The organism is Bacillota bacterium (assembly GCA_013178415.1).
In the GTDB taxonomy this organism is placed as follows: Bacteria; Bacillota; SHA-98; order Ch115; family Ch115; genus Ch115.
Genome location: JABLXA010000002.1, coordinates 190,335 through 216,555 on the forward strand (window position 1 = coordinate 190,335; position 26,221 = coordinate 216,555).

The window sequence follows — 26,221 nt, forward strand, 5'->3', positions numbered from 1 at the left end:
AGAAACGGAGGGATTATTTTGATTCTAACCAGTTCCCAGGCCTCACCAGGCCGGATGCAAGACCAATCCTCAGGCCGGGTCGCAATCCGCGCCCTGGGATTGACCAAGATATTTGGCACGCTCAGAGCCGTTGACTCTGTGGACCTTGAGATCCGGACAGGCGAAGTCTTTGGGTTTCTCGGTCCGAACGGCGCTGGGAAAACCACCACTATCAACATGATCCTGGGTCTTATCAGTCCAACCGCAGGGCAGGTGGAAATCCTGGGGCAGCCGGCTCCCTGGTCGAACGCCACGATCCGCCGGCACATAGGATCTCTGCCGGACGGGGTGCAACTCTACCCATACCTTTCCGCGAGAGAAAATCTCTCTGTATTTGCTCGAATGCTCGGTGATGTTCCCGCCAGAAGGATAGACGAGGTTCTGGATCTGATCGGGCTTGCACAAAGGGCAAAGGACAGAGTCGGCGGCTATTCGCATGGGATGAAAAGACGACTGGCCCTGGCCCTGGCACTGTTACATGACCCTGAGATCCTGGTCCTGGATGAACCGGCCAATGGGCTCGATCCAGCCGGCATAAAAGAGATGCGGGATCTCATGAAAGCACTTGCCGCGCAAGGTAAGGCGATATTCCTGTCAAGCCATCTCCTGCATGAGGTCGAAATCATATGTGACAAGGTCGCCATACTCAAACGCGGGACTATTCTGGCCCAGGGAAGAGTTGAGGAGCTTCTCAGGCAAACCCCTGCCATTGAGATGATGGTGCACGGGCCTGATATCGCCGAGGAAATCCTGCAGCAACTCCCTGAAGTAAAAAAAGTGAAGCGTAATGGGAAATGCCTGGTCATCGAATATGTCAGCGGATTTATCAATGATATGACTATGAAGAAAGCCGATGACTCCGGCCAAGCGGACTCTGGCCGGTCACCATCAGATGGGGCGCCGCGGGCCAGCACGCAGGAGGAGGAATATTCCATAATTGCAGGTTATCTGAACGCTGTTCTCGTCAGTCACGGCGTTTTTGCCTATGAGATCCGCCCCAAAAAAAGGGAGCTGGAGGAGATATTCTTTGACGTCACAAAGGAGGAGACAAATGTTGACGGCAGAATTGCATAAGTTAAAGCGCCTCAGGATCGCGTGGATCCTGATGTCTATCATGATTGCCATGGAGCTCCTTATGATTATAGGTCTGGGCTATGCAGCGCGGAATTCGCCTGAAGCTCAGAATATGCCGGCCAAGGAACGCCAAGGCGCCATCGTGCTCACCACGTTTCCTTCATCCATACCGCCGACATTAAGCTTCATTGCTTCTTTTGGGCCGCTTCTGGCATTGATCCTTGCATCTCGCCTAGTTGGGGATGAATATGCGCTAGGCACGGCAAGACAGCTGGTTTCAATGGGCCTGGACAGGCGAAGATATATAATCATCAAGATAGAGGGAGTTATCGTTGCTTCACTATTCCTGCTCACAGGCTCCCTCCTTGCAGGCTCCATAATCTCAATTATCTTCACCCTCATATCCGGGAGGCCATTGGCTCTAAACATGCTCACAGCGGCATTTCTCGGCAAGGCCATATTCAGCATTGGCATTGCCTGGTTCACTTTGGGATTCTACTCGATATTCGCCCTTTTCCTTGCTACCCTCACCAGGTCCGCTGCCTCAGCAATTGCCACGGGGCTCTTGGTGTTCTTCCTGGAAGGGAACCTAATTGGGCTTCTCGCGAGCAAATTCTCCATAGTTGGCAGGATCGCTCCATATACTATCGGGCAGAATATAAACCAGATAATAGCTCTCATCGAGCAGGGAAAAGGGGTTTATGGCGGACTTACACATGAAGCAGCGCGAGCATTCCTGACGCTGACAGCGTGGCTCATGGCCTTTGCCGTGGGGTCGATGGAAATATTTCGCCGGCAGCAACTGAGTTAAATTAAGTTGCTCTAGTCTAGTCGCCTAGCTCCACATGCGATTTGGCATCACCAGGCAATCGAGCCTGCAGCCCGGGGTATGGCTGCCCTACTCGGCACATGGTTCCCGGGCTATTTCATAGCTCTTATCTGAATATTGCCATGGGTTGTTTCCAAGACTATATTGCCCCCACCCTTGCCCAAGGTTCCCCTCACTCTCTGAGTTGTGACCTCCTTTTCTACTGGGAGACCAAGATTGTTCTCTATTCTCCCAAACTCGGTTTCGGCGCGTATACTGGCGACGGAGTCAAATGGCAAGGCAAAATCTATGGAGCCAAATCTGGTAGATATATAACAGTCCTCGCTGATGGGGCTGAGGGCTTTTACCCTGACGCTGCCCATTGAATTGCGAATATAAGTTTTCCCTAAATGCCCCTTTGCTTCCACGCGCCCGAAGGAATTTGAGACTTCAATATCTCCTGCCACGCCTGTCATCGTGATCGCTCCGTAAGAATTTCTAACGCTGAGAGCGCCTTCCACGTTCTCTACATCAACATTGCCAAGGCTATTTTCAATGGAAACGTCCTGACGAAGGCCACGGGCCAGGATCTTGCCAAAGGAATTCCGAATCTCCACCTGTAGACCTGGCGGCACCTCGATGGTAGAGTCGACCGCTATCCTATTTGAGCGCTCGCGACCAGCTTCCAGGTGACTAATTAGTGATCCCCCCGGATCACTAACCTGGATCATCGCCGTCTCGCCCTGTATTGCCAAGGAAATATCGGCCTCTTCTGCAACCTTTCGAGCAAGGTCTGGTGTTGGCCCATAGCCAGTGATTTCGGATGCTACTGAGATCTCCCCTACAGGGCCCGGCAAGACCACCACCTTGCCAAAGGGATTAATAATCCTAACATGCTTTGCATTGCCGGGTATTTTCATGCTCTTTCGCGCTTCCCGTGAGGCTTTCACGGCCCTGTCCCCGATATGTATACCGACATATCCGGGAAAGATCTCGAATTTTGAAAATGGATATCCCAAGCCTCTTACCGCGCCCAACCCCACGAGAATTACCACGATGACAACAATCAGAAATATGCTCCCGAAATCAAACCCCGGAGGTTGGTCCCCCCTCTTACGGGCCAAATAGTCCTTCATCAATAGCTCGATGCCCAACATCACCAGGACCACAGGCCATAGCCTCAAGACATGCCATATCATATCGCGCCCCGTGATATTTGAAATGAGCCACAAAACGCCCACCGATATTAGGGTAATTGCAAGAGTGATGGTGCCGGCGCGGCTGGTTTTTATGGCCATGTTGTCGGGATAACTCCCGTTCCCCCTTTCTCGGGAATTGATATCAGCTGCGTGCTGAACGCTCCCTGGTGAGGAGCCAAACCCCTAGGATTACCATTGCAATGGGCAAGATCACAGCGGTAATCCAGCTTGACCTCAAATACGGCCCGAAGTAGCTGATCCTGTTGAGGATCCCTATCGCCCCCAGCGCAACCAGGACCCAGCCAATGAGATTGGAATTCCTGCTGAGAAAATCCTGCGAAAATATGCCAAGATCTGGCACCAGCTCTCCACGAGCGAGCCTTCCAGATATTTGGAAAGTATCGAAGAAACTGTAGAACCATGTAACCGGGGCCACCAGCACGGACCATAACTGGTCAAATGGACGGCCCACCGCGCCTGCTATAAAAAGCGCCCCAAAGAAGAATGCCATGATCTGTAATCCGCGGTTCATAAGCCCCAGATACATTTGCCCCGCCCCAGGGATGAGGGCAAATAAGAATACCAGAAAACTAGATTTTGCTTCACTCGAGGTTTTCCTTTCAGTTCTCAGAGTAGCGCCGCCCTCCGCATCCTTAGGATCGGTGATTTCAACCTTCTGGCCAGCGGCAACTTGTTCCGGCGTCGCACTAGCTCCACCAGGCAAGTTACCCTCAGTTGGATTGGAATCTGATGTATTCACAATCAAACACCTCCAAACCGCAATAGACTCATTATCAGCCCGGCCCCCTCAGAAAAGAGCCTGGGAAGTAAGACGCCGATTTCCGCTACAGAGTCACTCCTAGAGAGTAAGGCTGCTGTCATCTTTGCGGCATCTGATCTTACTATTTCAATGGAAACTGAATGTGGCAACAATTCCCCGGCTCCCAGAGTCGACCATATGAACACCAGGAACACTCCCAGGGCGGCCCCGAGAAAAGCCAGGTCGATTCCTGATGCGGGGGCCATGTGTCGCAACCGCTGGAGAGCGTAACCCCAGCACGGCAAAGTATTACTCTTCTTTTCCTCCTGGCTCCCGGCCGCCTGAAAGATCGCAGAAGCCAAATCTTCAGGCATATCCAATTCCGGGAGTTCTTCAAATATGCTCTCAAATCTTTCCCATTCAACAAGCCTTGCCTGGCATCTGTCGCACAAGCCCATATGGGACTCAAATGCAGCGATGTCAAATATCAATTCTTCGCGAGGAATCCGTCCCTTCTTAAAGGCGATATATGAATGAATATTACGCTCGACCTTGTCGCATCTCAAAACTTACCGCCCCCCCACTAATCTGCTCTGCAGAATCTTCTTGGCGCGGTATAGCCTCGTCTCAACTGTCCTTAACGGAAGCTTAAGGATCTCGCCGATTTCACGATACGAGAGACCTTCATAATGATATAGAATGATGACTATACGGTAGTTCTCCGGCAGCTCCGCTACCTCCCGCCACAGAAGCTCGGCCCTCTCCCTGTTTATGACGATCTCCTCAGGCCCTATATCATCGTCAGGGGGATCAAACTCCCCGCTATGCCCCTCAGGATTATCCTGGCATGAAACCTCCTCAAGGCATGTGAAGGAGATGACTCTGGCTCCCTGCCTGCGTTGCTTCCGCCACCAGTCGATAGTCTTGTTTGTGGCGATCCGGTAGAGCCAGGTGCCCAGCTTTGAATCCCTGCGGAATCCGCGGATAGACCGGAATGCATCGAGGAATACCTCTTGAGTTAGGTCGCGGGCATCCTCATGGTTGTATGTGGCCCTGAACGCCAATCTATACACAGCCGCCTGGTATTTCCTCACCATTTCTTCAAAGGCGGATAGATCTCCCGACGCTATCCTTGCCACAATGGCGCTATCCTCGTCCAGGGGGAACTCTTTTCTCATATTCTCATACCCCTCAGGCCCCTAGACATGGACCGCCGGGGGCGCATAGCTCATCGAGATACAACCGATGTTCTCCCTTCGCCACTTTCCATCTGGTATTGACGCCTTTTCAAGAATAAGTACTTCACCAGAAAACGGCCAATCAAGGCGGTGGACCCCGGCGCCAACCGGGTGTCAATGGATAGACTATCTGGATATCTGGGGATACAGGTTAGAACTGCGGATGTAGATGCAGTCTTTATTTGGGCATTAGCTAACAGCACCCAGGATATTAGTTGACATCGCCCATATATATGCAGCGCTCTTCCCGGCGGGAAGACGCGACGTAACGCTTCAGGGCCTGAGGATAGAGCCTGCGCGAGTCGAGGCCGTCCAGGTCGAGCCATTCTACAGAAACCTGGTACCTATCAGGTTCTACCCCTTTCTGGGGAACCTGGCCATCCCGGACTGTGCATGCGAACATCAGTTCCACCTGGTGAATATCGCCGTCCCAGAATGCAAACTCGTGATTACATCCTATATATTCGCGAACAAAAAGAAGTTCTCCGACGTCCACTTCCACTCCTATTTCTTCACGACATTCCCGCTTTAGCGCATCAATCAAGGTTTCTCCCGGTAGTTGCCCCCCTCCTGGGAGGAGATAGAAAGTGCCGAACTGATCGACGTTCTTTGTGACTAAGAGCCTGCCGTCCTGTATGATAACAGCCTTCGCAGAAACTCTGATATTCTTCATGAGATCCCACCACCCGCCGAGAATATGACCTTTTTCAGCTTGTTGGCGATACCCCCATAACCTGCGCCGCCACCGAGCGCGTCCGGGGGCCATCGAATTCACACAGGAAGATACCTTGCCACCTCCCAAGGACAAGTCGTCCCTCATGAATGGGCACAGACAGGGTTGTCCCCACAAGGCTGGCCTTTATATGGGCGTCAGAATTGCCTTCCACGTGACGAAATTGCGAGTTGACCGGCACAAGTCGTTCCAGGTGCGCCAGTAAATCCTCGCGGACATCAGGATCTGCATCTTCATTTATCGTGAGGCCCGCCGTTGTATGGAGCGCTGAGAGGTAGACGACTCCCTCCCCCGCCCCACTCTTATTGACAATCTCCTGCACCTGCCCGGTGATATCGATCATCTGTACCCGCCGTCTGGTTGGGACACTTATTTGCCCGTAAAATGTCACACTTTCTCCCATATATTGTCACCCCCGTGATCTTACTCTGAATCGAACCCCATTGTATCATGGGTGATCACTCATGGCCGGCCTGACTACCGCGGTCAAGATACCTTCTCCGCCGCAAGTTTCCTCATATGGGCAAGATTCCTGCGATCATCCTCCATGTTCTCGCGGGGAGTCTCCAGGATAAATGGCAGGTCTTTTAGCCGCGGGTTTCCCAATATGACGCGAAAGCCGCCATCACCTATCGTGCCGGCTCCAATGTCTGCATGGCGATCTTTATGCGAACCCCTGGGAAAGACCGAATCATTGGCATGCACGACCTTGACCCTATCCATCCCAATGATCCGGTCGAGATGCACGAGAGTGTCATCCAACCCCTGAATAGTTGCCACATCATACCCTGCCGCCCACAGGTGACATGTGTCAATGCATATTCCTAACCTGGAATCATCATGGATTTTTGATATGATCTCCTGGAGCTCCTCGAAGGTCCCGCCGATCTCTGTGCCTGATCCCGCCACCGTTTCCAGCAGGATAACAGGTATGTCTTCTCCCTCATCTGAATCCAGAGCCTCATTGATGGCTTCCGAGATCCTACGTATACCTTCCTGCCTACCCCGGCCAAGGTGACTCCCGGGGTGTATGACGAGATATCTGGCGCCGAGAGTCCGAGATCTTGCCATATCCTCTTTTAAAGCCTGGACCGATAATGCGTAAAGATCATCCTTTGGTGACGCCAGATTCAATAAATATGGAATATGAACTACTACAGGAAAGATCCCCGTGGAATCTATCTTCCGCATGAAGGAACCGGCTTCTTCCGGATCCAGGTCCCGGGTCCTGAGAGATCTGGGACTTCTGGAAAAGATTTGCATGGTCTCACACCCGATCTCAATGGCCCTGTCAGGGGCTTTATCGACTCCTCCCGCAATAGAAACATGAACGCCAAACCTCATAGAAATCCTCCATTCTCCCATCACCGTCTCCCAAGCTGGTCGAGAAATCTCAGCACCGGATTTCTCTCTATAAAGCGAGAAAGCGGATATTTCTCACAGTAAAGATGCAACAGCAGCAACATCAAAAGATAAATGATCTTAGGATATGGCCCGAGGTTGAGGACAATCAGATGTCCAACACTGATTCCAAGGGCATTTGAACCTGTATCTCCCAACATCCCGCGTTCTTTCAATTCCGCCGGCAGATATGCCAGAGCTGCGCCAAGGACTGAGAAGGCCAGGATGGTGGCAGATGAAGGGGACGTGAGCAATGAAACCGGAAGTTGCACAATCAAATAGGCCTTGATAGCTCTTCCGGGCCGGAGGTCAAGCAAATTCCACATATTTGCCGATAGGGCCAGGATGAAGGTATTTACCACGGCCTCTATTAAACGCGATGATATCGCCGTGGCGACAATGGCGCTGCTGGCGAATATAACAATGGCTTTTATCGCGCCTGTAGAAAGGCGGCGGGCGAAGATCAGGCTTCCCAGATGGCCCCGGAAACCCTTGACGCTTTGAGTCCCCCAGATATCATCAACAAGCCCGGCAAAGGCGGCTGATGACACAAGAAAAAGCGGCACAACGAGTTCCGATAGAGACAAAGGCAGCCATCCAAAGAAATAACCGAGCAATATGGCCATCATGGCCGAGAAAACCAGTGAAATGCCGCAGGAAGTGGGTATGTCCAGACCTAAATAGTTTTTCTTTGTATGCCCCTGACGTTTTAAGATCCTGATGACGATGGGGGTCATCGCCAGTGATAGAATGAAAGCCAACCATAATGCCAGTAATGCTGTCATTTTTCCACTCTTCTCTAATGGTCTGGACCGGGATCAAGATCTGCGACGGGGAAAAAGGCGAAACAGGATAGCCAATGCTATATCCCGAAACTGTCTCAACCGGTGCAGGCTATGAGGGAGGCTCTTTCCCGTCACTCTATGTCTCATATCGGTCTCCACCTCGATCACGCGAAGCCCGATCCTTAGAGCATCGATTGTCATTCCAACCTCAACGCCCCAGCGGGAGGCAAATGGCAGGATCCTGAGGAGGTCCTCCTTCCTGGCCGCCCTCTGTCCTGAAAGAGGGGAGCTGGCCTTGTACCCGGTGAGCGCCCAGATTCCAAATCGGCCAAGTCCCTTTGCTGCGCCAAATCCGCCGCCCTTTCCCATCGATGGCAAAGAAGCTATGCAAAGGTCAGCCTGTCCGGCAATGATGGGCTCCAGTAGCTTCGTAAATCCCTTCGCGCTGTCCCCGAGATCCCCATCGAGAAGCGCCACGAACTCTGACGTCGAGGACTTCACCCCGACAGTCATTGCATAGCCTTTCCCTTTATTTTGTTCCAGCCGGATTACCCTAGCGCCGCTATCTTCAGCCCTGCGTGCGGTATCATCAGTCGAGCCGTCATCTACGACAATGACCTCATTGGCAAGCCCGGTAGAAATAACAGCGGCCACAGTACTCCCGATGGTTCGAGATTCATTATATGCGGGTATCACAACTGATACCGTAAAATCCCGGTTATCGAGAGTCCGGGCCTGGGAATATGTCTGGCACACCATCAGTAGCCCCTTCACGCACACCGAAATGACCATTGACGCCTGATAAAGCGTAAATAAGAGATATATAGCCTAGAGGAGTGTCGATGCTATCCACGGTAGTAAACCTCCGGGATGCATAACTTTTCATGTGGGATGCGGTCACGCTGGAGGCTTCCGCCACCACAACCCTGATCCCCTGCGATTTAGCTGCCTCTGCCAGAAGAAGGCCTGTATCCTTAAAGAAATCTGTAAGGGATGTCCCTTCTTTCGAAGCTGCGCCTTCCTTGTCAAGTTTCGTCCTCGACCCTCCCACAATCAGAATCTGGTCAGCAGATCTTCCAGATTCCCCATCCACAGATATGAAACCCATGGCTTCTAGCGCAGGGACGATGGTGAAACCACCGGCCCCTGAAATGGCTGAAATGAGATCTCCCGCCAGGAGTTTTGCAAATTCATTAGATTGATCAATTCCCTTTCCCACCAGAGCCATGAGCTCACCGGCATTATCATCTTTCCTGATTGAAAATGTCCTTCTCACCCGGATTATCGTAGAAATGAAGCCACCTGAATATTCGATGGCCTTTTGAATGGACTTTAGCTCTTTCTCGCTGATGGAGTTCTCTCCCATGATTATGGCTATGCGTTCGCCAACAAGCTTGTCCTTTGCGAAGGCATAAAAAGCCTGTTCCTCAAATCTCCTGCTCACCATAAGCTCCGACTGCGCGCGAGCAAGCTCCGCGCGAGATAAATCACGATCCCGCCGCAGTTCCTCGAAATCGGCTTCGAGCCTGTCTATGAGCTTTTGCTGCTGTTCCACCATGGTACGGTCTTCCACAAGGGCCATACCAATTAGGATTCCCGTCCCAAGGGCAAGGAAAATAGCAGCAATGGTGATTATATGTTGTCTGATATCAATAACCATTTGTATCCTCGCTTAGTATATATTCAGCATCACTTTAACCCACATGAACAACAATCGAAATAATTGCTTCGGGCCGCCCGACATGACCAGCACGATAGTGAAAGGCAGGAGCGCGCCTAACACGATCCCGGCCACATAGCTGATCCTGACCCTGCCTTTGTAAAGTTTATTCACACCCTTGGCATCCACCAGCTTCGGGCCCACTTTCAGTCTTACCAGGAATGTGCTGGCCATCCCCTTCCTTCCTTTTTCAAGGAAATCAATCATATTGGAATGAGTGCCGACTGCCACGATGAGATCGGCTCCCTTTTCATAAGCCAATAGCAGCGCTATATCCTCGCTCGTTCCCGGAGCCGCAAAAATCACCGGATCAATTCCCAATTTCCTGACCCTGTCAAGACCAGGGGCCCTGCCCCCGGGATACGCATGGACAATGACCTCAGCCCCGTATCCAAGGACACGGTCTGAAACGCTGTCCATATCACCAATGATGATATCAGGCCTGTACCCAAGCTCTACCAGAGCATCTGCGCCCCCATCCACCCCCATCAGCACCGGGTGTTCCTCGCGGATATACGGGGCAATTGCGACCAGGTCCTCCCGGTAATCATGTCCACGCACGACGACCACGACAGGCTTTCCCGCTATCTGGGTCTTTATGTCCGGAATCTTGAGATCCCCAAGGATGAGTGCCTTCTCGTGATTTGCATAATCAAGCGTATTTTGTATGAATTTCTCCAGGCTGCCGGCGAGGTTTTGTTGACTTTCCTCCAACTTTCTCTTGTAGATTTCCTTACCTAGGACCTCACCTACTCCTATGGTCTTCCCTCGATGCAGTATGACGCCACCCCGGATTTCGATCCTATCACCATCAGAGAGACGGGTCATGACATCCCGGCCGACCTTGTCGACCACATGTATCCCGGATTCTAGAAGTCGAGCCGGACCCGTATTGGGGAACTCTCCACTTATGCACTCGTCGGCATTGATTATAGCTTTGATGCCGCTTCTGATCAACGCCTCGCACGCCACTTCGTCTACATCTTTATGGTCAATGACAGCAATATCCCCTGGACCGAGCCTCTTCACGAGGTCTTTGGTCTTGAAGCCAATTCTCGCCACACCCTTTATGGAAACCAAAAGGGCCACCTCATCCTTCATATTCCTATTAAGGATATAGTATTCTGGAAAAGGAGCAAAATAATAACCAGAAAGGAGAGGTACACCCAGATTATCCAGCATTCTTTTCCAATCGAAGCTTGTCCGCTATTCGGGCAATAAATGCGGAGTTCGTTGGCTTGCCTCGTTCCTGATCCACGGTATGACCAAACACGCTATTCAGTAGTTCGATATTGCCCCTTGACCAGGCGATCTCTATTGCATGCCTGATTGCCCGTTCGACTCTTGGCGGAGTGGTGTTGAACTTCTGAGCGATACGGGGGTACAATTCCTTGGTTACCCTTCCAAGAAGCCCCGAATCCTCGATAACCATAAGTATGGCTTCCCTTATGTATTGGTAACCCCGGATGTTGGCGGGAATGCCCAGGGCATGGATAGATTCAGTCACCCTTGCATGAAGATTGCCAAATGAATGGCCTGGTTTTCCATTATGTCGTGTCTGCGGCTGATCCTGCACAGTGCCGAGCACTTGCCGAATACGGGCTATAAGGCTGGTGATATCAAACGGTTTCATTATGTAGTAATCTGCGCCCAACTCGATGACCCTCTGGGTGATAGTCTCCTGACCGATGGCGGTAAGCATGATTGTCTTGGGCTTCTTATCTAAGCCCAGCCTATTCAAGCGCTCCAGAACCCCTATGCCATCTAGACGGGGCATGACGATATCAAGAAGCAAAACGTCCGGGCAGTTCTTTTCAACCTCTTCCAGCACCTCTAGCCCATCATACGCAATCCCCGCCACTTTCATGTCAGGCTGTTGGTCGATGAATTCACTCAAGGCATCACACAGGCTTACATTGTCATCGGCAATGATGATACGAGCACAATTGTTCTCCACAATACCACCACCTCACACTGCAGGGAATAGATTCTACACGACCATCGGAAGTCCTCCCTCCGCCAGTGGAGGTACTGTGAAGGCGGCACCCCGGGAGGAAGCCTTCTTTTCCGTATTTCCCATGAGTCCAGCTTCTCTAAGCATCCATTCGGCCAAAGTAGCATACCCACGCGTCGGGTCGGCCAGAAATACATGGGTAACGACAGCTACGAGTTTCCCATTCTGGACGATCGGACTCCCGCTCATGCCCTGCACTATCCCGCCAGTACGCCCCAAAAGCCTCTGATCGGTTATCCGAATTATCAGTCCTTTCGCTCCCGGGGACCTGTTTCGTAGCACCCTTTCGATCTGTATCTTAAAACGGTCTATATGTTCGTCATCGATCACCGTAAACATATCTGCTTCTCCAACTGTCACATCTTCTGCCAGTGCCACGGGAATGCCATTGGGGAAGAACGGATTTGGTTCCGGAGGCCTGGTAAGTCTGCCGAAGATTCCGAGCCTAGTATTCTTGGTTATGGTGCCTAGATACTCTTTTAAGCCGTCAAAAGTTCCGATTTTCTCGCCCGGTTGCCCGCGTTCACCTTGATGAATACCAACTATGCATGCCGGAACGATGCGCCCCTCTTTGATATTAGCCTCTCGATTAGTCCCAGAATCTGTGATTATATGGCCGAGAGCCCCATATGTATGAGTTTCACTGTCATAAAAGGAGAGTGTCCCCACTCCGGCGGCATTGTCGCGGACAAAGACCCCGATTCGATAGGCAAATCCATTCCCCTTAGGATCGCCTGGTGAATCCTCCCTGGATTTCACTGGAGTAACCATGGTCTTTATCTGCGCACCATTTCTCTTCAGGGTCAGCTCTACCGGCCTGCCGCGTAGTCCTGCCTGGTTGATGAGAGTTTCAAGGTGGGACGTTCCCTGAACATCAATTCCATCTACCTGCAGGATCACATCGCCTACCTGTATGCCAGCATCAGCCACTGGGTGAACCCTTCTACCATCCTCGGTGATCACCGGATAAAGTCCGGCAACAATTACCCCCTGGGGTGCCAACAAAACCCCGATAGCATGTCCCCCAGCCATGACCTTGAGTTGAGGCACTACATTCACGAGGACACGTCTTGCTGGCAATATCCTGGCGAACTTCACATAGAGTTGGGTGGCGCCCGGGCTTATCGGATCTATCCTGAGCCTTTGACCACGAAAGACCCTGATCGTCGAAGGATCATTCTGCTCTGCTAGATTTGTCTTTAGGTCGGGAGTCCCTAAACGAATGATCTTCCCTTCATTTACAGATAATGAAATATCCAAGGGCAAGCCAACTACCAATTCCCTGGGTTCACCGGTAGATAACCTGATTTCCTCAGGTATGCCGGAAAGATATTCCAAGAGTGGGGTTGAGATCAGAAAGCTTGAACTGGTGATGATGCAGAGCAAGATAAGGAATCTAAGTGTTCTTATTCTTGACCATAGCCTGTCCCCAAAACGCAAACTACTATCCCTCCAATTTCCACGACAAAGCCATTCACAGATCTCAACGAAAACATCCATGTGGCGAAAGAGACGCCACATATGAGATGCTCACGGGCCACGCACAAATAAAATGCCCATGCTATGGATGTTTATTCCGCCAAAACTTTGGCAGGCAGGGTTAGAACTGCCTCAGAAGCCTCGCGCAAAAAAAGCCGTCGGTACCATGAATATGGGGAAATAAACGGAGGAATACGGGATTCTGCAGGGGAAATGATGAGACAAATTCTCTTGGAATGATATCTCTCAGGTCTGTAAGGCAAAATCTGGGGTGCCGTTTCAAAAACCTCTCTATTACATCCTCATTCTCTTCCCTTTCCAGACTACATGTGGAGTAAACTAGAATTCCGCCGATTCTGACGCATTCGCTAACTCTAGACAGGATTTCGAGCTGAAGAGCGGCTAGCTCTTTGATCTGTTCCGGCCTCTTCCTCCACCTGGAATCCGGCCTACGCCTGAAGACACCCGTCCCTGAACAGGGCGCATCCAGCAAAACCTTCGAGGCCATGCCAGGATAGTAGTTTGGCAAATCCCTTGCGTCTGACGCCACGGTTCTTACATTAGTGATCCCAAGTCTTTTGACATTTTGCGCCACAAGTGCCAACCGGCGCTTGTTTACATCAGCGGCAATGATCCTGCCTCTATTTCCCATAAGGGCAGCCATGTGCGTGGTCTTCGTGCCCGGTGCGCTTGCTGCATCGATCACAATGTCATCATGCGATGGGGAGACAATATGTGATATGAGCATCGACCCTTCGTCTTGAACCACAAAGAAACCTTTCTGAAAAGATTTGAGTTTTGTTACCGGCGTCGGTAACGAAGCAATTATGATCCCTTCAGAGACAATTCTGCTGGGAGTGCAGGAGATGCCCTCCTCTCCCAGGGCGGCCATAAGCTCATCCCTGCTGATTTTCAAAGTATTGGTTCGAATAGAAAGGGGAGATGGCAGATTATTAGCTTCAACCAGCTTCATAGTCTCATCAAGGCCGAATTGGCTGATCCATCTCCTTACAAGCCACTCAGGATGCGAAAAACGCACTGATAGATAGCGGACCGGATCGCCTTCAGGGTCGGGGAGCTTCACTCCATCAAGCCCACGGACGACTGAACGCAAAACAGCATTGACAAATCCAGCCGGATTCCCGCTCCTTCCACGGATTCGCTTTGAAAGCTCCACAGCCTGATGTACTGCAGCATGAAGAGGCGTTTTATCAGAGAAAAGGATCTGATAGAGGCCGATCCGCAAGATATTGAGGACGGAATGGTCAATCTCAGCAAGGGGACGATGGCAAAACTGCTGAAGTATCCAGTCCAATCTGCCCTGCCACCGCAGAACGCCATAGACCAATTCAGTGGCAAGGGCCCGATCAGGTCCCTGAAGATCCATGTGATCAAGGGTTTCATCAAGGGTGAGGCCCGCAAAAGCGTCGCGGGCCTCTACGGCGTCAAGCACTTTCAGCGCAGCGATCCTTGCGGGGGCCGCCTCGGATTTCTCATGGCCACGTCCATGTCCATGGCGGTCATGCTCTCCCGGTGATTTGTCAGTCACGCCTGCTGCCCCTTAGTATGAGAAGTCGAAGCAACTGCGTTATAGCCACGGCCACCGCGGCTACATATGTGAGGGCTGCGGCATTCAGGACTTCACGTGCATGGCCAATTTCATCATGCGTCAAATAGCCGCCTGAGTCTAGGGCCGCAAGGGCACGCTGGCTGGCGTTATATTCCACGGGCAATGTTACGATAGAGAATGCCACTACACCCACAAAGATCCAAATCCCAAGTGTCATGAGCCAGGCCAACCCTGACTGAGCGAAGATGAATCCAATGAAAAAGAGAGGAAACGCAAGGGATGATCCAAGGTTGGCCACTGGCACCAGGCTTGACCTGATGGCAAGCGGCACATATCCCCTTGCGTCCTGCACAGCATGTCCGGATTCATGAGCCGCTACCCCAAGGGCTGCGAGAGATGTCGAGCCGTAAACCTGCGGTGAAAGCCTGAGAACCTTGCCCCTTGGGTCATAATGATCTGCCAGATGCTGAGGAATCTGCTCTATCCGGATGCCTGTCAAACCATAGCTATCAAGAATCCTCCTGGCCACCTCAGCTCCTGTTATGCCGCGCCTAGCTCCCACTCTTGAATATCTCGCGAATGTTCCCTGCACCCTAGCCTGGGCATACATAGCAAATGCCAGGGCCGGAAGAATTAGGATATAGGTTGGATCCCAATAAAACATATCTTTTCCCCCCCAACAGACTTGATCACCCAAAACGCATTGTTTGCGAAATCCTGTGGCCCAGTATAAACGCCTGGACCTCCATCCGGCGGCCCCCTTCGGGCTGGACCTCGAGCAGCCTCAAAAGTCCTTTTCCTGTTGAAACGGTGATCCCCCGATTGCGATCAACCTCCACCACCTGTCCTGGCGCCTGGGCGCATCCAAAGCCATCCGAGATCCGGGGCTCATCCTCCTCTGATAATACCTGGACCTTCAATATCTTGATCCTCTCCCCATCAAGAAACGCAAACGCGCCTGGGCTTGGCGCCATAGCCCTTACTAGATTATGAATCCTTGAGGCAGGGAGACTCCAGTCTATCTTTGCCATTTCTTTTGTTAGCTTTGGAGCCATGGTAGCCTTTTCATCAGCTTGAGGCATAGGCCTGAGAGTTCCTCTCTCGAGTTTTTCGATAGTCTCCAGAAGGAGGCAGGCTCCCTCACACGCCAGAATATCGTGGAGTTCCCCCGCAGTCATATCATCACGGATGGGCACCTCTCGCTGTAGAAGTATATCTCCTGTATCCCATCCCTCATCCATAAGCATCGTAGTGACGCCCGTCTTTGGTTCACCGTTCAAGATGGCCCATTGAATCGGGGCAGCTCCGCGATATTTCGGGAGAAGAGAAGCATGCACATTGATACACCCGAATTTAGGCAATCTCAAGAGATCCCCGGGTATCTTCTGACCGAAGGCAACTACCACGATGGCCTCAGGGTTGAGACCAGAGATCTCCTTGATGAACCTCGGGTCCTTGACATTCCGTGGTTGGAGCACAGAAATGCCGTGACCCTGCGCCAGACGTTTTACTGGACTGGAACCCACTCTTTGGCCCCGCCCGCTGGGTCGGTCTGGCTGTGTAACAACCGAAGCCACATTATGCCGCTGTATAAGCAACTCAAGAGAAGGCACCGCGAATTCGGGTGTCCCCATGAAAACTAGACGCATCTACTGCGCTCCCATCTGATATGCTGACGAACTCAGTCTCGAATTCGCCCCTACCCATCTTCCCTGATAAGATCCTTCGCCTTGTCAATAAACAGTATCCCATCCAGATGATCTATCTCATGCTGCAGAGCCCGTGAGAACAGTCCCTGCGCCCTAACGCTTCGAACAGTGCCATTTATATCTTGCCCTTCAGCCGTCACTAACTCAGCCCTTGTCACCAGACCAGTAATGCCTGGAATGCTAAGGCACCCCTCTCTATCGCACACCTCGCCGGAAGCCTCAGAAATGACGGGATTTATAAGGGTAATGGGGCCGTCACCCACATCAACGACAATGAGCCTGAGCGGGATCCCCACCTGCGGAGCCGCGAGCCCTACCCCATTAGCGGCATACATTGTATCAAGCATGTCTTGGGCCAGCTTCTTGACATCCTGGGTGATCCTGGTGACGGGCGCCGCCGCCATTCGCAGAATAGGATCCCCTTCTTTCCTGATTTCTAAAACCAAATCGCTTGCCTCCAATACCAGGATAAATAGTCATTGCCTTTGCTCAATCCAATTTACTGCCATTATCATATAAATATATCATATCATGCTCTGCGGATCTACATCTACAGCGACCTTTACGCCTTGACGGGCGTATGCCTTCGCGGTCTCTGACGCAATCCGATATGCAATTTCGGATCCTTTAATGACATTGGAAACCTTTAGGATGATATGCCATCGATATACGCGTTTTACCCGTTTCACCGGCAATGGCGATGGACCCAGCACTTGGAGAAAAGGATTTCCCTGTTGTGACGCTATCTGGCGAAACCTAGAAGAAAGCTGTCCCACCGCCTGTACTACCTTGCCCTCATCTTCTGAGGTCGTCATCACAGAGATCAAATGAGAGAACGGCGGGTACCCCAGTTCCTGCCGCAGCGCGAGTTCCTTTGCATAGAAGCCCTCATAGTCATATCGTCCTGCATAAAGGACAGCATAATGCGAAGGACAGTAAGTCTGAATCACAACCTTCCCAGGGGTATTACCTCTCCCGCTTCTTCCAGCCACCTGCACCAGGAGCTGAAATGTACGTTCCGATGATCGAAAATCAGGGAGGTTGAGAGATATATCGGCAGATATGACTCCAACCAGGGTGACGCTTGGGAAATCGAGTCCTTTTGCGATCATCTGGGTGCCTACCAAGACGTTGTATTCCCCCCTGGAAAAAGCGGAAAGTATGGCCTCATGACTCCCTTTACGCCTTGTGGTATCAAGATCCATCCTCAGCACCTTGGCGTCTGGAAAAGCTCTGAGGACTTCCTTTTCCACTCGCTCTGTGCCTATTCCATACTGGCCTATGCGATGCCCCTTACAATTAGGGCATATATTGGGAATAGCTTCTTCATGACCGCACCAGTGGCACCTCATGACTCCTTCATCAGAGTGCATAGTCAAGGAAACGTCACAATCAGGGCATCTCAAGGCGTGTCCACATTCGCGACACAACACAAAGGTAGAATAGCCCCTTCGATTCAGGAAAAGCATTATGGATTCACCGCGCTCCAGATGCTCACGAATGGCAGCGCTCAATCTGCGGCTGAAAACTCCTCTATTGCCAGATGCGTGTTCTTCCTTCATATCTACGATCTCCACATGAGGAAGCGGTCTTGAGTCGATCCTGTCCGGGAGGGATACAAGCCTATAGTCCCCTGAAATCGTGTGATAGCTTGTCTCTATGGATGGTGTCGCGCTTCCCAGGAGGACCACTGCGCCCTGAATGGACGCTCTTTTGATGGCAACCTCACGGGCGTGGTACCTCGGAGCTTCCTCTTGCTTGTAAGAACTTTCATGCTCCTCATCAACGACTATCAACCCCAGCTTGCGGCATGGCGCAAATACACATGACCTGGCTCCGATGGCCACCATAGCCTCGCCCCGCGCAAGTCTTTCCCATTCCTTCGCCCGCTCACCGCCAGAAAGCCTGCTGTGGAGAACAGCCACCAGGTCTCCGAATCTTTCGCGAAAGCGATCTACCATTTGGGGAGTGATGCTGATCTCGGGAACCAGGACAATTGCGGAATTTCCCCGCGCGATGCAGGTTTGGATTGCCCTGAGGTATACCTCCGTCTTCCCGCTGGCTGTAACTCCATGCAATAGAATAGGTTTTGGGTCCTTCCGAAGGAGAGCTTCCTCAATGAATGAGAGAGCCTTTTCCTGAGCTGGAGTGAGCGCAAAAGGGCTTTTCATACCCGCCTCGCCAAAAGCTTTAGCATCGGAAGCCTGCGCTGCTGGCGGGACCCTTCTTTTCGCAGGACGTTGAGAAATCTTCAAGGCGCGCGTTGACGGAGGAAGCATAGCTCGCAGCACATCAACGGCCCGGCAGGCATACCTGTCCTTCACCCAAAGGGCCAGATCGATCATATCAGGGGTGAGAAGCGGGCTTGAACCTGAGACCGAGATAATCTCCCTGAGTTTTGTGGGTTCGGCGATGGCCGGGGCGTTGCCCAGCTCTATGACATAGCCCCCCACTTTCCTGCTGCCAAGCGGCACCACCACATAACTTCCAATCGTCACATCATCTTTCAAGGATGGCGGGACAATATAGTCGAAGGCCCTGTCTAGAGCCTGAGTCGGAACATCTACGACGACACGGGCATATTTTGAGTCTGCTGCAGAAAAAGACATAGTCAAAATCCCTACGCTCTCTGCCCCGTAAAATCAGGGCAAGTCTCGCCAATTCTATATCTGCCTCATTTTCAGGTCTTCAGGGGAGATGATCCCCCTGGCCAGGAGCCATTTGAGGGCAACGCGCTCGAGACGACGCACGATCCTTGTCGTGATGAATTCATTGCGAGATAGCGGCGCGACCAGGATCGTAAACATGCCGCATAGGTTGCCCCCGAGGATATCAGTAAAAAGCTGATCACCGACCACTGCCGTATTTTGCGGGTCTGTCCCAAGGACTGTGAGGGCCTTCTTGAATGCCGATGGAAAGGGTTTGAGCCCCCCTAGCGCCGCAGGAATCCCGGTCATATCGGAAATAGCCTTTATCCTGGACGATACATTGTTTGAGACGATGCATAGTTTGAGCCCCGCGGCCTTGGCCCGGTGAATCCAGCCCGAGACAGCATCCTCGATATCGGACTTGCCCCAAAATGCCAAAGTATTATCGATATCAAGAATGATGGACCTGATACCCATAGCCCTGAGCTCGTCCACATCGATATCCGCGAGATTCCTTTGCCACAGGTCTGGGCAAAGGAACCTCGCGAGCCCCTCTTTATCCCGCCGCGCCCCGTTCTCATTCACATCACTGATCATTGAAATAACCGCTATCCGCTCCTTCATTCCTGATTATATCATAAATTCCATTGGTTTTACCAGTCAGGGAAAATATCCCAGAAACGGGAGGTATCTCATGAGCGATGAAAGCTAATGGCATTCATCTGCCATCATATATTTTTGTAGCTTGCCAATAGCTCGTTTTTCGATTCGAGAAACATAAGAACGGGAAATGCCCAGTTTCTTCGAGACTTCACGTTGTGTACGGCTGATTCCATCAAGAAGTCCGTATCTCATTTCGATCACCTTACGCTCACGCAAACTCAGACGTCCCACCCTATCCTGCAGTTTCTGTTCTTCCACTAATACCTCGACACTCTCTGAGATGTCATCTCCCTCGGAACTCAAGACATCCATCAAGGTTATCTCATTCCCTTCTTTATCGGCGCCGATGGTATCATAGAGGAACAATTCACCGCGATTCTTCCGAACGGATCGCATATGCATAAGGATTTCGTTCTCTATGCAGCGGGCTGCATAAGTTGCAAGACGGGTCTTCTTCTTCTTGTTGAAAGTATCTATGGCCTTTACGAGCCCTATGGTTCCAATGGAGATCAGATCATCTATCTCTTCGGCTTTGCCGTCGAACTTTTTCACGATGTGAGCGACGAGTCTGAGATTGCGCTCCACCAGAGTATTCCTAGCTTCTTCATCACCTTTTTCTTTGAGTTCGAGAAGGCGCGCTTCTTCCTCCTCGGTGAGCGGATCTGGGAAAATGTTGCCTGATGTTACATATGAGACCAGGAGAAAAAGGCCTCTGATGAGGGAAACCCCTAACGCGATGGCCGCTGGCAGCATACGCCCACCTCCGAAATGAGATTCACTAAAAATCATATGAATCGGATATCAGAAAGTGTGCGTGTCCACCAGCGATATGACCTTATTTGCTATTTCTCTGAAAATAGGAGCTGCAACGCCTCCTCCGCTGCCACCTTCTTCAGAAAGAACCACAATCACCATCGCTGGCTCATCAGCAGGCACATAACCAGCGAACCAGGCGTGAGTCACAGGCTTTCCATCAATTACCTTTCCGGTTTCGCTCGTGCCAGTCTTGCCGGCAGCGCCGGAGGGACATATCGTCTCAGCTTCCCTCCCAGTTCCTGAAAGCACCGTCTGCCGCAGCATCTGTCTTACCAGCGCGGTCACTTCGGGTCTAAAGACCTTCTTTTTTTGCACAGTTGGGAAACTTTTTAAAAGTAAGCCATCATTCCCCCTGACCTCCAGGACCACCTTGGGCCTTACAACCTCGCCGCCATTCGCTATAGCAGACATGAGCGTGGCTACCTGAAGAGGAGTGGCAGTCACCTGGCCCTGGCCTATTGATGCATTAGCCAGGTCCTGGAGGGACATATGCCATAGATCCGGAATGCTCCCTGGGCGCTCCTCGGGTATACCAAGCCCCGTGATCCCGCCCAAGCCGCAGGCCTCCATATACTCAATGAGTTTCCTCCTGCCAAGTCTCTGCCCTACGTCAATGAAAACAGAGTTGCAGGATTCGGCCATCGCGTCTGTAAAGGAGATGCGCCCGTGCCCTCCTTCATCTGCTTTGTAGCATTTGAAACGTACACCGCCAACATCAACATAACCCTTGTCTGTAAACTCTTCATCACAAGTCACGATGCCCTCTTGTAGCGCAGCGGCCGCAACCAGGACTTTCATGATGGATCCGGGCGGATATGGCAAGACAGCACGATTGACAAAAGGGGCTCCAGGTTTCCCAAAGGCTGCAGATGGGTTATTTGGGTCAAAGGTCGGACGAGTGGTCATGGCGAGAATTTCTCCTGTATGCGGGTCCATCACAACTATGGCTCCTCGAGGGAGTCTTTCGTCAGCCACATGCTCCACGATTTCCTGGATATCACAGGAGATTGTAAGGACAAGATTCCATCCTCCCTGGCCGGAGGGAGCCACAATACGATATCCGAGGCCAGGGATGAGCATATTTCTAGCATCCACATAGGCTAGCAATTTGTAAGCCGAATCCGAGGCGAGATAATCATCAAACGCTGATTCAATCCCCATGATCCCATGCCCGTCCTTTGGGCTCACATATCCTATGAGATGGGCGGCCATATCCCCTGGCGAATATCGCAGCCTCAATCTATGGCGGATCACGCCATTTTCTCTCAACCATGATGATGCTCCTGCAAGTGGTTGTAAGTTACGAGGGAAAAGGAGAAATGGGGCCCCATCTTCAAGTCTTCTCTTTAGATTATCTTGAGATTCCCGGGTGATCTTGCTGAGAAGCGAAGAGAGCCGCTGATCATCATGAGAAAGGGCGGGAAATACCACGAGACGGTCTTCAGCATAAACGGAGGTAAGCTTCCTGCCCTTGCGATCAAGAATCTCACCCCTGGCTGGAGATAAGTTTATTGACAAGGTCCGCTGCTTGATTCCACTTACCATAAGGTCGTGGCCTGTAAAGACCTGTATCCAGAAAAGCCTCCCCAAGAGCACAATGAAGCACAAAAACAGGCAAAAGCATAGGCGCCGCAGCCTTCCTTCTTGAAGCACTCAATAACTCACCTCAACGGATTTCCTTGGAGCGGGGATCTATTCCTCCAACCTTTGTCGCTTGCACCTTAGTTTGGACCTTTTTTGTGGCTTTAATGTGATCTGAATAATCTTCTGAGAAGATGTGCCCTCCTTGGTTATCTGAGACAAAATAGAGATACTGTGTTTTTGCGGGACGAAGCGCGGCGCATATGGAGGAAAGGCCTGGGTTTGCTATAGGCCCTGGAGGGAGGCCTGGGTGCAGGTAGGTGTTATAAGGTGAGGGAACCTTGAGGTCATCCAAGGTCAACCTAGCCTTTGGATGGGGCAGGAGATACTGGATGGAGGCACAGGATCCGAGAGGCATGCCGAGCTTGAGACGATTATAGAATACAGATGCCACAAGGGGCCTCTCTGAATCAAGTCTGGCCTCTCTCTCCACCAGAGACGCGATTATGATCACATCCCTAAGGGAAAAGGGAGGCATGATGCCGGTATCTTTGAGCACGGGGACCACTCTCCTGAAGAACTCCATCACCATGAGCCTGATTATCTCCCTTTCGCTTGTGCCCAAAGGGATTTCATAAGTGTCAGGGAAAAGATAGCCTTCCAGCCCCGGGGTATGTACCGGGATGGCGCTGATAGTGGCTTCATCCAATTCATCTGTGAAGGGAATCCTTGGCCCAAAGAGATCAGAGAGAGTCAGAGATGAAACCAGGTCCAGAAAGTGGGTCTCATCGACCAGGTTTTTCTTCGCCAGCGCTCCGGCTATTTCTTTTGCCGTGAATCCCTCGGGGACGGTGAGGCTTGCCCTGATAACCCGGCCCTGGTCTATCATGGCTGTGATTTCCGGGATGCTCATTCTCTCGGATACTTTATAATAGCCCGCCTGAAGGCGCCGGTCCACTCCTTTGAATTTAAGATAAGCCATGAAGATTCGCCTACTTTTTATGAGACCTGCCTTATAGAGGCGGTCCGCGACAACCCTGGCGGTTTCTCCCCGATGGATTGGCACTATCTCTTCATGTGCTGTTGGAGCCTCACAGACAGGCGTAAGACATAGAAGTATGGATAGCGTCCCAAATACGAGAATAAAGCCAGAAAACATGACAATAAATAGAAGGAGCCGCGGTCTTCTCTCTTTGCTCAGCGGGAAGCGGCCTATCAAAGGATGTATCTGTGGCTGCGGCGAAGGATGTAGTGTTGAAGGTAACTGGGAAAGCAATTCAGGCCCACCCCCCACCATATTATATCATGTCACCTGCCCTTTCTGAAAATGGAGTCGAGGCTGCAGGTGCATAGCTTCTCTATGACCCAGAAGCTGAACCTATTGGCAGCGCAGGAGCCTTGGTCCCATTCCCTTTGGAACTTTGGAACGCTAGATTTGACATGGGGCTTTTATCTTTGCTATCATGTAGGTAAAGCTAAATAATCATTATTCGCGGCCACCTTAGACGCTGAATCTTCCTCGAAACGAAGGGAGATCGGGGGAACCATTTCGGAGCCCGAAAACCATTCATGTTCCTTTACGGGCTCAGGGGTGAATCCTGGACCGGGGGGTCCGGGTAGGGTTAGCTTTTCGACCCGAACCCGTCAGCTCACCTCGTAAGCGTTGAAGAGCGAGGATGGCTTTTCTTCCTCCTTTTTGACTATTCGAGCGCCCTAAATGAGACATTTTACACCTTAAGGTGCATCTCTGGTTTCCCCTCATAGGAATTTCCCTTTTCCGCAGGATCCTGCCGAAACCGTCACCTGCGTCATGGCGAGGCCGCCTGATGGAGGCCTGAAAGACGATGAAACTACGGGTAGCCATACTTTACAGCCCTAGGGCTAGGGCGAGCGCCCTCTCGTCCCGCGATGCCACATGGCATGACCAGACACAAAATACAGTTACTGCGGTGGAACAAGCCCTGCGGCAAATGGGACATTACCCTGAACCTCTGCCATCGACCATCGAAGGGTTCCATTCCCTCGCTTCAGGTAACTATGATGTAGTCTTCAACTTGGCGACCGGTTCACGAACCAAGCGAGAACAGGCAAACTATGTCGCGTTCTTAGAATCCCTTGGAATGCCGTTTACTGGGTCAGGCCTTACCACTCAGATTCTATGCCTTCACAAACATATCACAAAGATGGTCATGAAATTCCATGGTATACCAACCGCGGCTTTCCGGATCTATGACACAACAGATATCTCCCAGGATACAGTTCTTGACTTTCCCGTCATAGTAAAGCCTTCGAGTGAAGGTTCATCCGCCGGAATAGGACCTGAATCCGTGATAGAAGACACATCCGCGCTGAAAACCCTCATCTCTTCCATGCTTAATACATATCCAGGGCCAATCCTAGTGGAGCATTTCCTCCCGGGACGCGAATTCACTGTCGCAGTGATGGGCAACGAAGATCCTGTCGCTTTGCCGCCGGAAGAGATAGTCTTTGATGAAGGGACGGGAGATCCTACCGGACATCTATATACGCGTGATGTGAAAAGGAGGGATGCCATAACACCCGTATGCCCGGCGAAAATCGAAAGGGCTCTGGAAGATGCAATAAAATCTATATCTCTGAAGACGTATAGAGCGTTAGGCTGTCGTGGATATGCACGCGTGGACATTCGTCTAGATGAGAAAGGTGTGCCATGTGTTCTTGAGGTAAACAGCCTGCCTGGACTTGAGCCTGGATTCAGCGAATTTCCTAGAATAGCAAAGGCGGCGGGGATGAGTTATGGCGTATTGATTGAGAGAATTCTTCAGTATGCTCTTGATGGAAAATCTCAGGACCAGGAGAATGGTTGAATCAATAGATGGGCCATAGGCCCTAGAACAGGGGTGAAAAAATGGAAAGGCCAAATCGATTTGCGGTCCTTGGTGCTGGTCACGGGGGCCAGGCCATGGCGTGTCACCTGGCTCTCATGGGGTTTGAGGTCAAGCTTTTCAACCGCAGCTGGCACCGGATAGAGCCCATTAAGATGCGCGGAGGAATAGAATTGACCGGGGAGGTGACGGGTTTTGGCGCGCCACAGGTAGTGACATCTAACCCGGAAGAAGCAGTAGATGGGGCTGACGTAGTCATGGTGGTCGTGCCGGCCTCGGGACATTCCTGGATCGCCAAGACCTTTGCCCCTTATCTTAACGAGAGTCAGGTTGTCCTGCTGAACCCCGGGCGAACTGGCGGGGCCATGGAATTCGTAAAGGTGCTGCGGGAGGCAGGATGCAAGTCAATGCCAGTCGTAGGTGAAGCTCAAACATTCATCTATGCCAGCCGGAACATGGGCCCTGCCCAGTCGCGCATCTTCAGGATCAAGAATACAGTGCCTGTGGCGGCGCTCCCTGCCGCAGATACTCAAAGATTGCTTGAAAAAGTCAGGGAGGCCTATCCTCAGTTTGTTCCCGCCCGAAGCGTCCTAAATACAAGTCTGGACAATATGGGGGCGGTATTTCACCCAACTATAACATTGCTGAATACCGGATGGATCGAAGCCCGGGCGGGAGAATTCGATTTCTACTTTGAAGGGGTAACCTCATCAGTAGCAAAAGTCCTCGAAGCGGTCGACCATGAACGAGTGTCTGTGGCTGCAGCCCTCGGTATAAAAGCCATAAGTGCGCTGGAATGGCTTGAGATGGCCTATGCGGCGACTGGCGAGAGCCTATATGAGGCGATGCACAACAATGAAGGTTATGCCAATATCAAGGCTCCTCCCACGATCAGAAATCGATATCTCTTTGAGGATATACCCGCAAGCCTGGTGCCCATAGCATCCATCGGAGCGCAGCTCAATGTGCCCACCCCGACCATCTCGGCGCTGGTGCAGATAGGTTGCCTGGTGCATGGAATAGATTACTGGCGAGAAGGGCGCACCGTAGAAAAACTTGGCATTGCGGGTATGTCAGCTGGCGAGATTCAAGAATGGGTCTTTCATGGAAGGAAGTGAAG

At 51.6% G+C, this 26,221-nt stretch carries 26 protein-coding genes; 4 read left to right on the forward strand and 22 right to left on the reverse strand.

What is annotated here, in order from left to right; translation table 11 throughout:
• The first annotated feature begins 18 nt into the window (after nt 1–18).
• Nucleotides 19–1,113 (forward strand): ABC transporter ATP-binding protein, encoded by a 1,095-nt coding sequence (locus HPY52_02235; protein ID NPV79084.1) that lies wholly within the window; start codon nt 19–21, stop codon nt 1,111–1,113.
• Nucleotides 1,094–1,924, forward strand: a complete 831-nt coding sequence (locus tag HPY52_02240) for an ABC transporter permease subunit (GenBank protein NPV79085.1) — start codon at nt 1,094–1,096, stop codon at nt 1,922–1,924. The genes HPY52_02235 and HPY52_02240 overlap by 20 nt, the downstream gene beginning before the upstream one ends.
• A gap of 110 nt (nt 1,925–2,034) precedes the next feature.
• On the opposite strand, the gene HPY52_02245 is transcribed toward HPY52_02240, so the two are convergent.
• The 22 genes from HPY52_02245 to mltG form a co-directional block, all read right to left on the reverse strand.
• Complete coding sequence (locus HPY52_02245; protein NPV79086.1) at nt 2,035–3,219, reverse strand: DUF4097 family beta strand repeat protein; 1,185 nt, start codon at nt 3,217–3,219, stop codon at nt 2,035–2,037.
• 43 nt (nt 3,220–3,262) lie between these two features.
• The gene (locus HPY52_02250) at nt 3,263–3,880 is read right to left on the reverse strand and encodes a hypothetical protein (protein ID NPV79087.1); all 618 of its coding nucleotides are present in this window, start codon (nt 3,878–3,880) and stop codon (nt 3,263–3,265) included.
• Nucleotides 3,881–3,882: 2 nt separating this feature from the next.
• Entirely contained in the window at nt 3,883–4,446 is a 564-nt protein-coding gene (locus HPY52_02255) for a hypothetical protein (GenBank protein ID NPV79088.1), read from the reverse strand.
• 3 nt (nt 4,447–4,449) lie between these two features.
• Nucleotides 4,450–5,058 carry a sigma-70 family RNA polymerase sigma factor gene (locus HPY52_02260; protein NPV79089.1) on the reverse strand — a complete coding sequence of 203 codons (609 nt, stop codon included), beginning with the start codon at nt 5,056–5,058 and terminating at the stop codon, nt 4,450–4,452.
• A 271-nt stretch (nt 5,059–5,329) separates the two neighbouring features.
• Nucleotides 5,330–5,791: an NUDIX domain-containing protein gene (locus HPY52_02265; GenBank protein NPV79090.1), complete on the reverse strand. Its 462-nt coding sequence runs from the start codon at nt 5,789–5,791 to the stop codon at nt 5,330–5,332.
• A gap of 34 nt (nt 5,792–5,825) precedes the next feature.
• Complete coding sequence (locus HPY52_02270; protein NPV79091.1) at nt 5,826–6,254, reverse strand: YjbQ family protein; 429 nt, start codon at nt 6,252–6,254, stop codon at nt 5,826–5,828.
• An 83-nt stretch (nt 6,255–6,337) separates the two neighbouring features.
• Complete coding sequence (locus tag HPY52_02275; protein NPV79092.1) at nt 6,338–7,195, reverse strand: deoxyribonuclease IV; 858 nt, start codon at nt 7,193–7,195, stop codon at nt 6,338–6,340.
• A gap of 20 nt (nt 7,196–7,215) precedes the next feature.
• Nucleotides 7,216–8,037, reverse strand: a complete 822-nt coding sequence (locus HPY52_02280; GenBank protein ID NPV79093.1) for a glycosyltransferase — start codon at nt 8,035–8,037, stop codon at nt 7,216–7,218.
• Between the two features lie 33 nt (nt 8,038–8,070).
• Nucleotides 8,071–8,796: a glycosyltransferase family 2 protein gene (locus HPY52_02285; GenBank protein ID NPV79094.1), complete on the reverse strand. Its 726-nt coding sequence runs from the start codon at nt 8,794–8,796 to the stop codon at nt 8,071–8,073.
• Nucleotides 8,756–9,697: a copper transporter gene (locus HPY52_02290; protein ID NPV79095.1), complete on the reverse strand. Its 942-nt coding sequence runs from the start codon at nt 9,695–9,697 to the stop codon at nt 8,756–8,758. The genes HPY52_02285 and HPY52_02290 overlap by 41 nt, the downstream gene beginning before the upstream one ends.
• Before the next feature lie 12 nt (nt 9,698–9,709).
• Nucleotides 9,710–10,858 carry a hypothetical protein gene (locus tag HPY52_02295; protein NPV79096.1) on the reverse strand — a complete coding sequence of 383 codons (1,149 nt, stop codon included), beginning with the start codon at nt 10,856–10,858 and terminating at the stop codon, nt 9,710–9,712.
• A gap of 70 nt (nt 10,859–10,928) precedes the next feature.
• Complete coding sequence (gene spo0A / locus HPY52_02300) at nt 10,929–11,714, reverse strand: sporulation transcription factor Spo0A (GenBank protein ID NPV79097.1); 786 nt, start codon at nt 11,712–11,714, stop codon at nt 10,929–10,931.
• A gap of 33 nt (nt 11,715–11,747) precedes the next feature.
• Nucleotides 11,748–13,211 (reverse strand): SpoIVB peptidase, encoded by a 1,464-nt coding sequence (spoIVB, locus tag HPY52_02305; protein ID NPV79098.1) that lies wholly within the window; start codon nt 13,209–13,211, stop codon nt 11,748–11,750.
• Nucleotides 13,212–13,371: 160 nt separating this feature from the next.
• Nucleotides 13,372–14,799 carry a 16S rRNA (cytosine(967)-C(5))-methyltransferase RsmB gene (rsmB, locus tag HPY52_02310; protein NPV79099.1) on the reverse strand — a complete coding sequence of 476 codons (1,428 nt, stop codon included), beginning with the start codon at nt 14,797–14,799 and terminating at the stop codon, nt 13,372–13,374.
• Entirely contained in the window at nt 14,792–15,484 is a 693-nt protein-coding gene (locus tag HPY52_02315) for a zinc metallopeptidase (GenBank protein ID NPV79100.1), read from the reverse strand. The genes rsmB and HPY52_02315 overlap by 8 nt, the downstream gene beginning before the upstream one ends.
• 25 nt (nt 15,485–15,509) lie before the next feature.
• Complete coding sequence (locus tag HPY52_02320; protein ID NPV79101.1) at nt 15,510–16,469, reverse strand: methionyl-tRNA formyltransferase; 960 nt, start codon at nt 16,467–16,469, stop codon at nt 15,510–15,512.
• A 50-nt stretch (nt 16,470–16,519) separates the two neighbouring features.
• On the reverse strand, nt 16,520–16,975 hold the full coding sequence (gene def / locus HPY52_02325; GenBank protein NPV79102.1) for a peptide deformylase: 456 nt from the start codon (nt 16,973–16,975) through the stop codon (nt 16,520–16,522).
• A gap of 78 nt (nt 16,976–17,053) precedes the next feature.
• A complete protein-coding gene (gene priA, locus HPY52_02330; protein NPV79103.1) occupies nt 17,054–19,138 on the reverse strand; it encodes a primosomal protein N' in 2,085 nt (694 codons plus the stop codon).
• 54 nt (nt 19,139–19,192) lie between these two features.
• On the reverse strand, nt 19,193–19,801 hold the full coding sequence (locus HPY52_02335) for a YqeG family HAD IIIA-type phosphatase (GenBank protein ID NPV79104.1): 609 nt from the start codon (nt 19,799–19,801) through the stop codon (nt 19,193–19,195).
• An 84-nt stretch (nt 19,802–19,885) separates the two neighbouring features.
• Nucleotides 19,886–20,593, reverse strand: coding sequence for an RNA polymerase sporulation sigma factor SigK (gene sigK, locus HPY52_02340; protein ID NPV79105.1), 708 nt, complete (start codon nt 20,591–20,593; stop codon nt 19,886–19,888).
• A 48-nt stretch (nt 20,594–20,641) separates the two neighbouring features.
• Nucleotides 20,642–22,309, reverse strand: coding sequence for a penicillin-binding protein 2 (locus HPY52_02345; protein ID NPV79106.1), 1,668 nt, complete (start codon nt 22,307–22,309; stop codon nt 20,642–20,644).
• A 13-nt stretch (nt 22,310–22,322) separates the two neighbouring features.
• The gene (gene mltG / locus HPY52_02350; GenBank protein NPV79107.1) at nt 22,323–23,396 is read right to left on the reverse strand and encodes an endolytic transglycosylase MltG; all 1,074 of its coding nucleotides are present in this window, start codon (nt 23,394–23,396) and stop codon (nt 22,323–22,325) included.
• A 685-nt stretch (nt 23,397–24,081) separates the two neighbouring features.
• Between mltG and HPY52_02355 the strand changes: the two genes are divergently transcribed.
• The gene (locus tag HPY52_02355) at nt 24,082–25,083 is read left to right on the forward strand and encodes an ATP-grasp domain-containing protein (GenBank protein ID NPV79108.1); all 1,002 of its coding nucleotides are present in this window, start codon (nt 24,082–24,084) and stop codon (nt 25,081–25,083) included.
• Between the two features lie 41 nt (nt 25,084–25,124).
• Nucleotides 25,125–26,219, forward strand: coding sequence for an NAD(P)-binding domain-containing protein (locus HPY52_02360; GenBank protein NPV79109.1), 1,095 nt, complete (start codon nt 25,125–25,127; stop codon nt 26,217–26,219).
• Nucleotides 26,220–26,221: the final 2 nt, after the last annotated feature.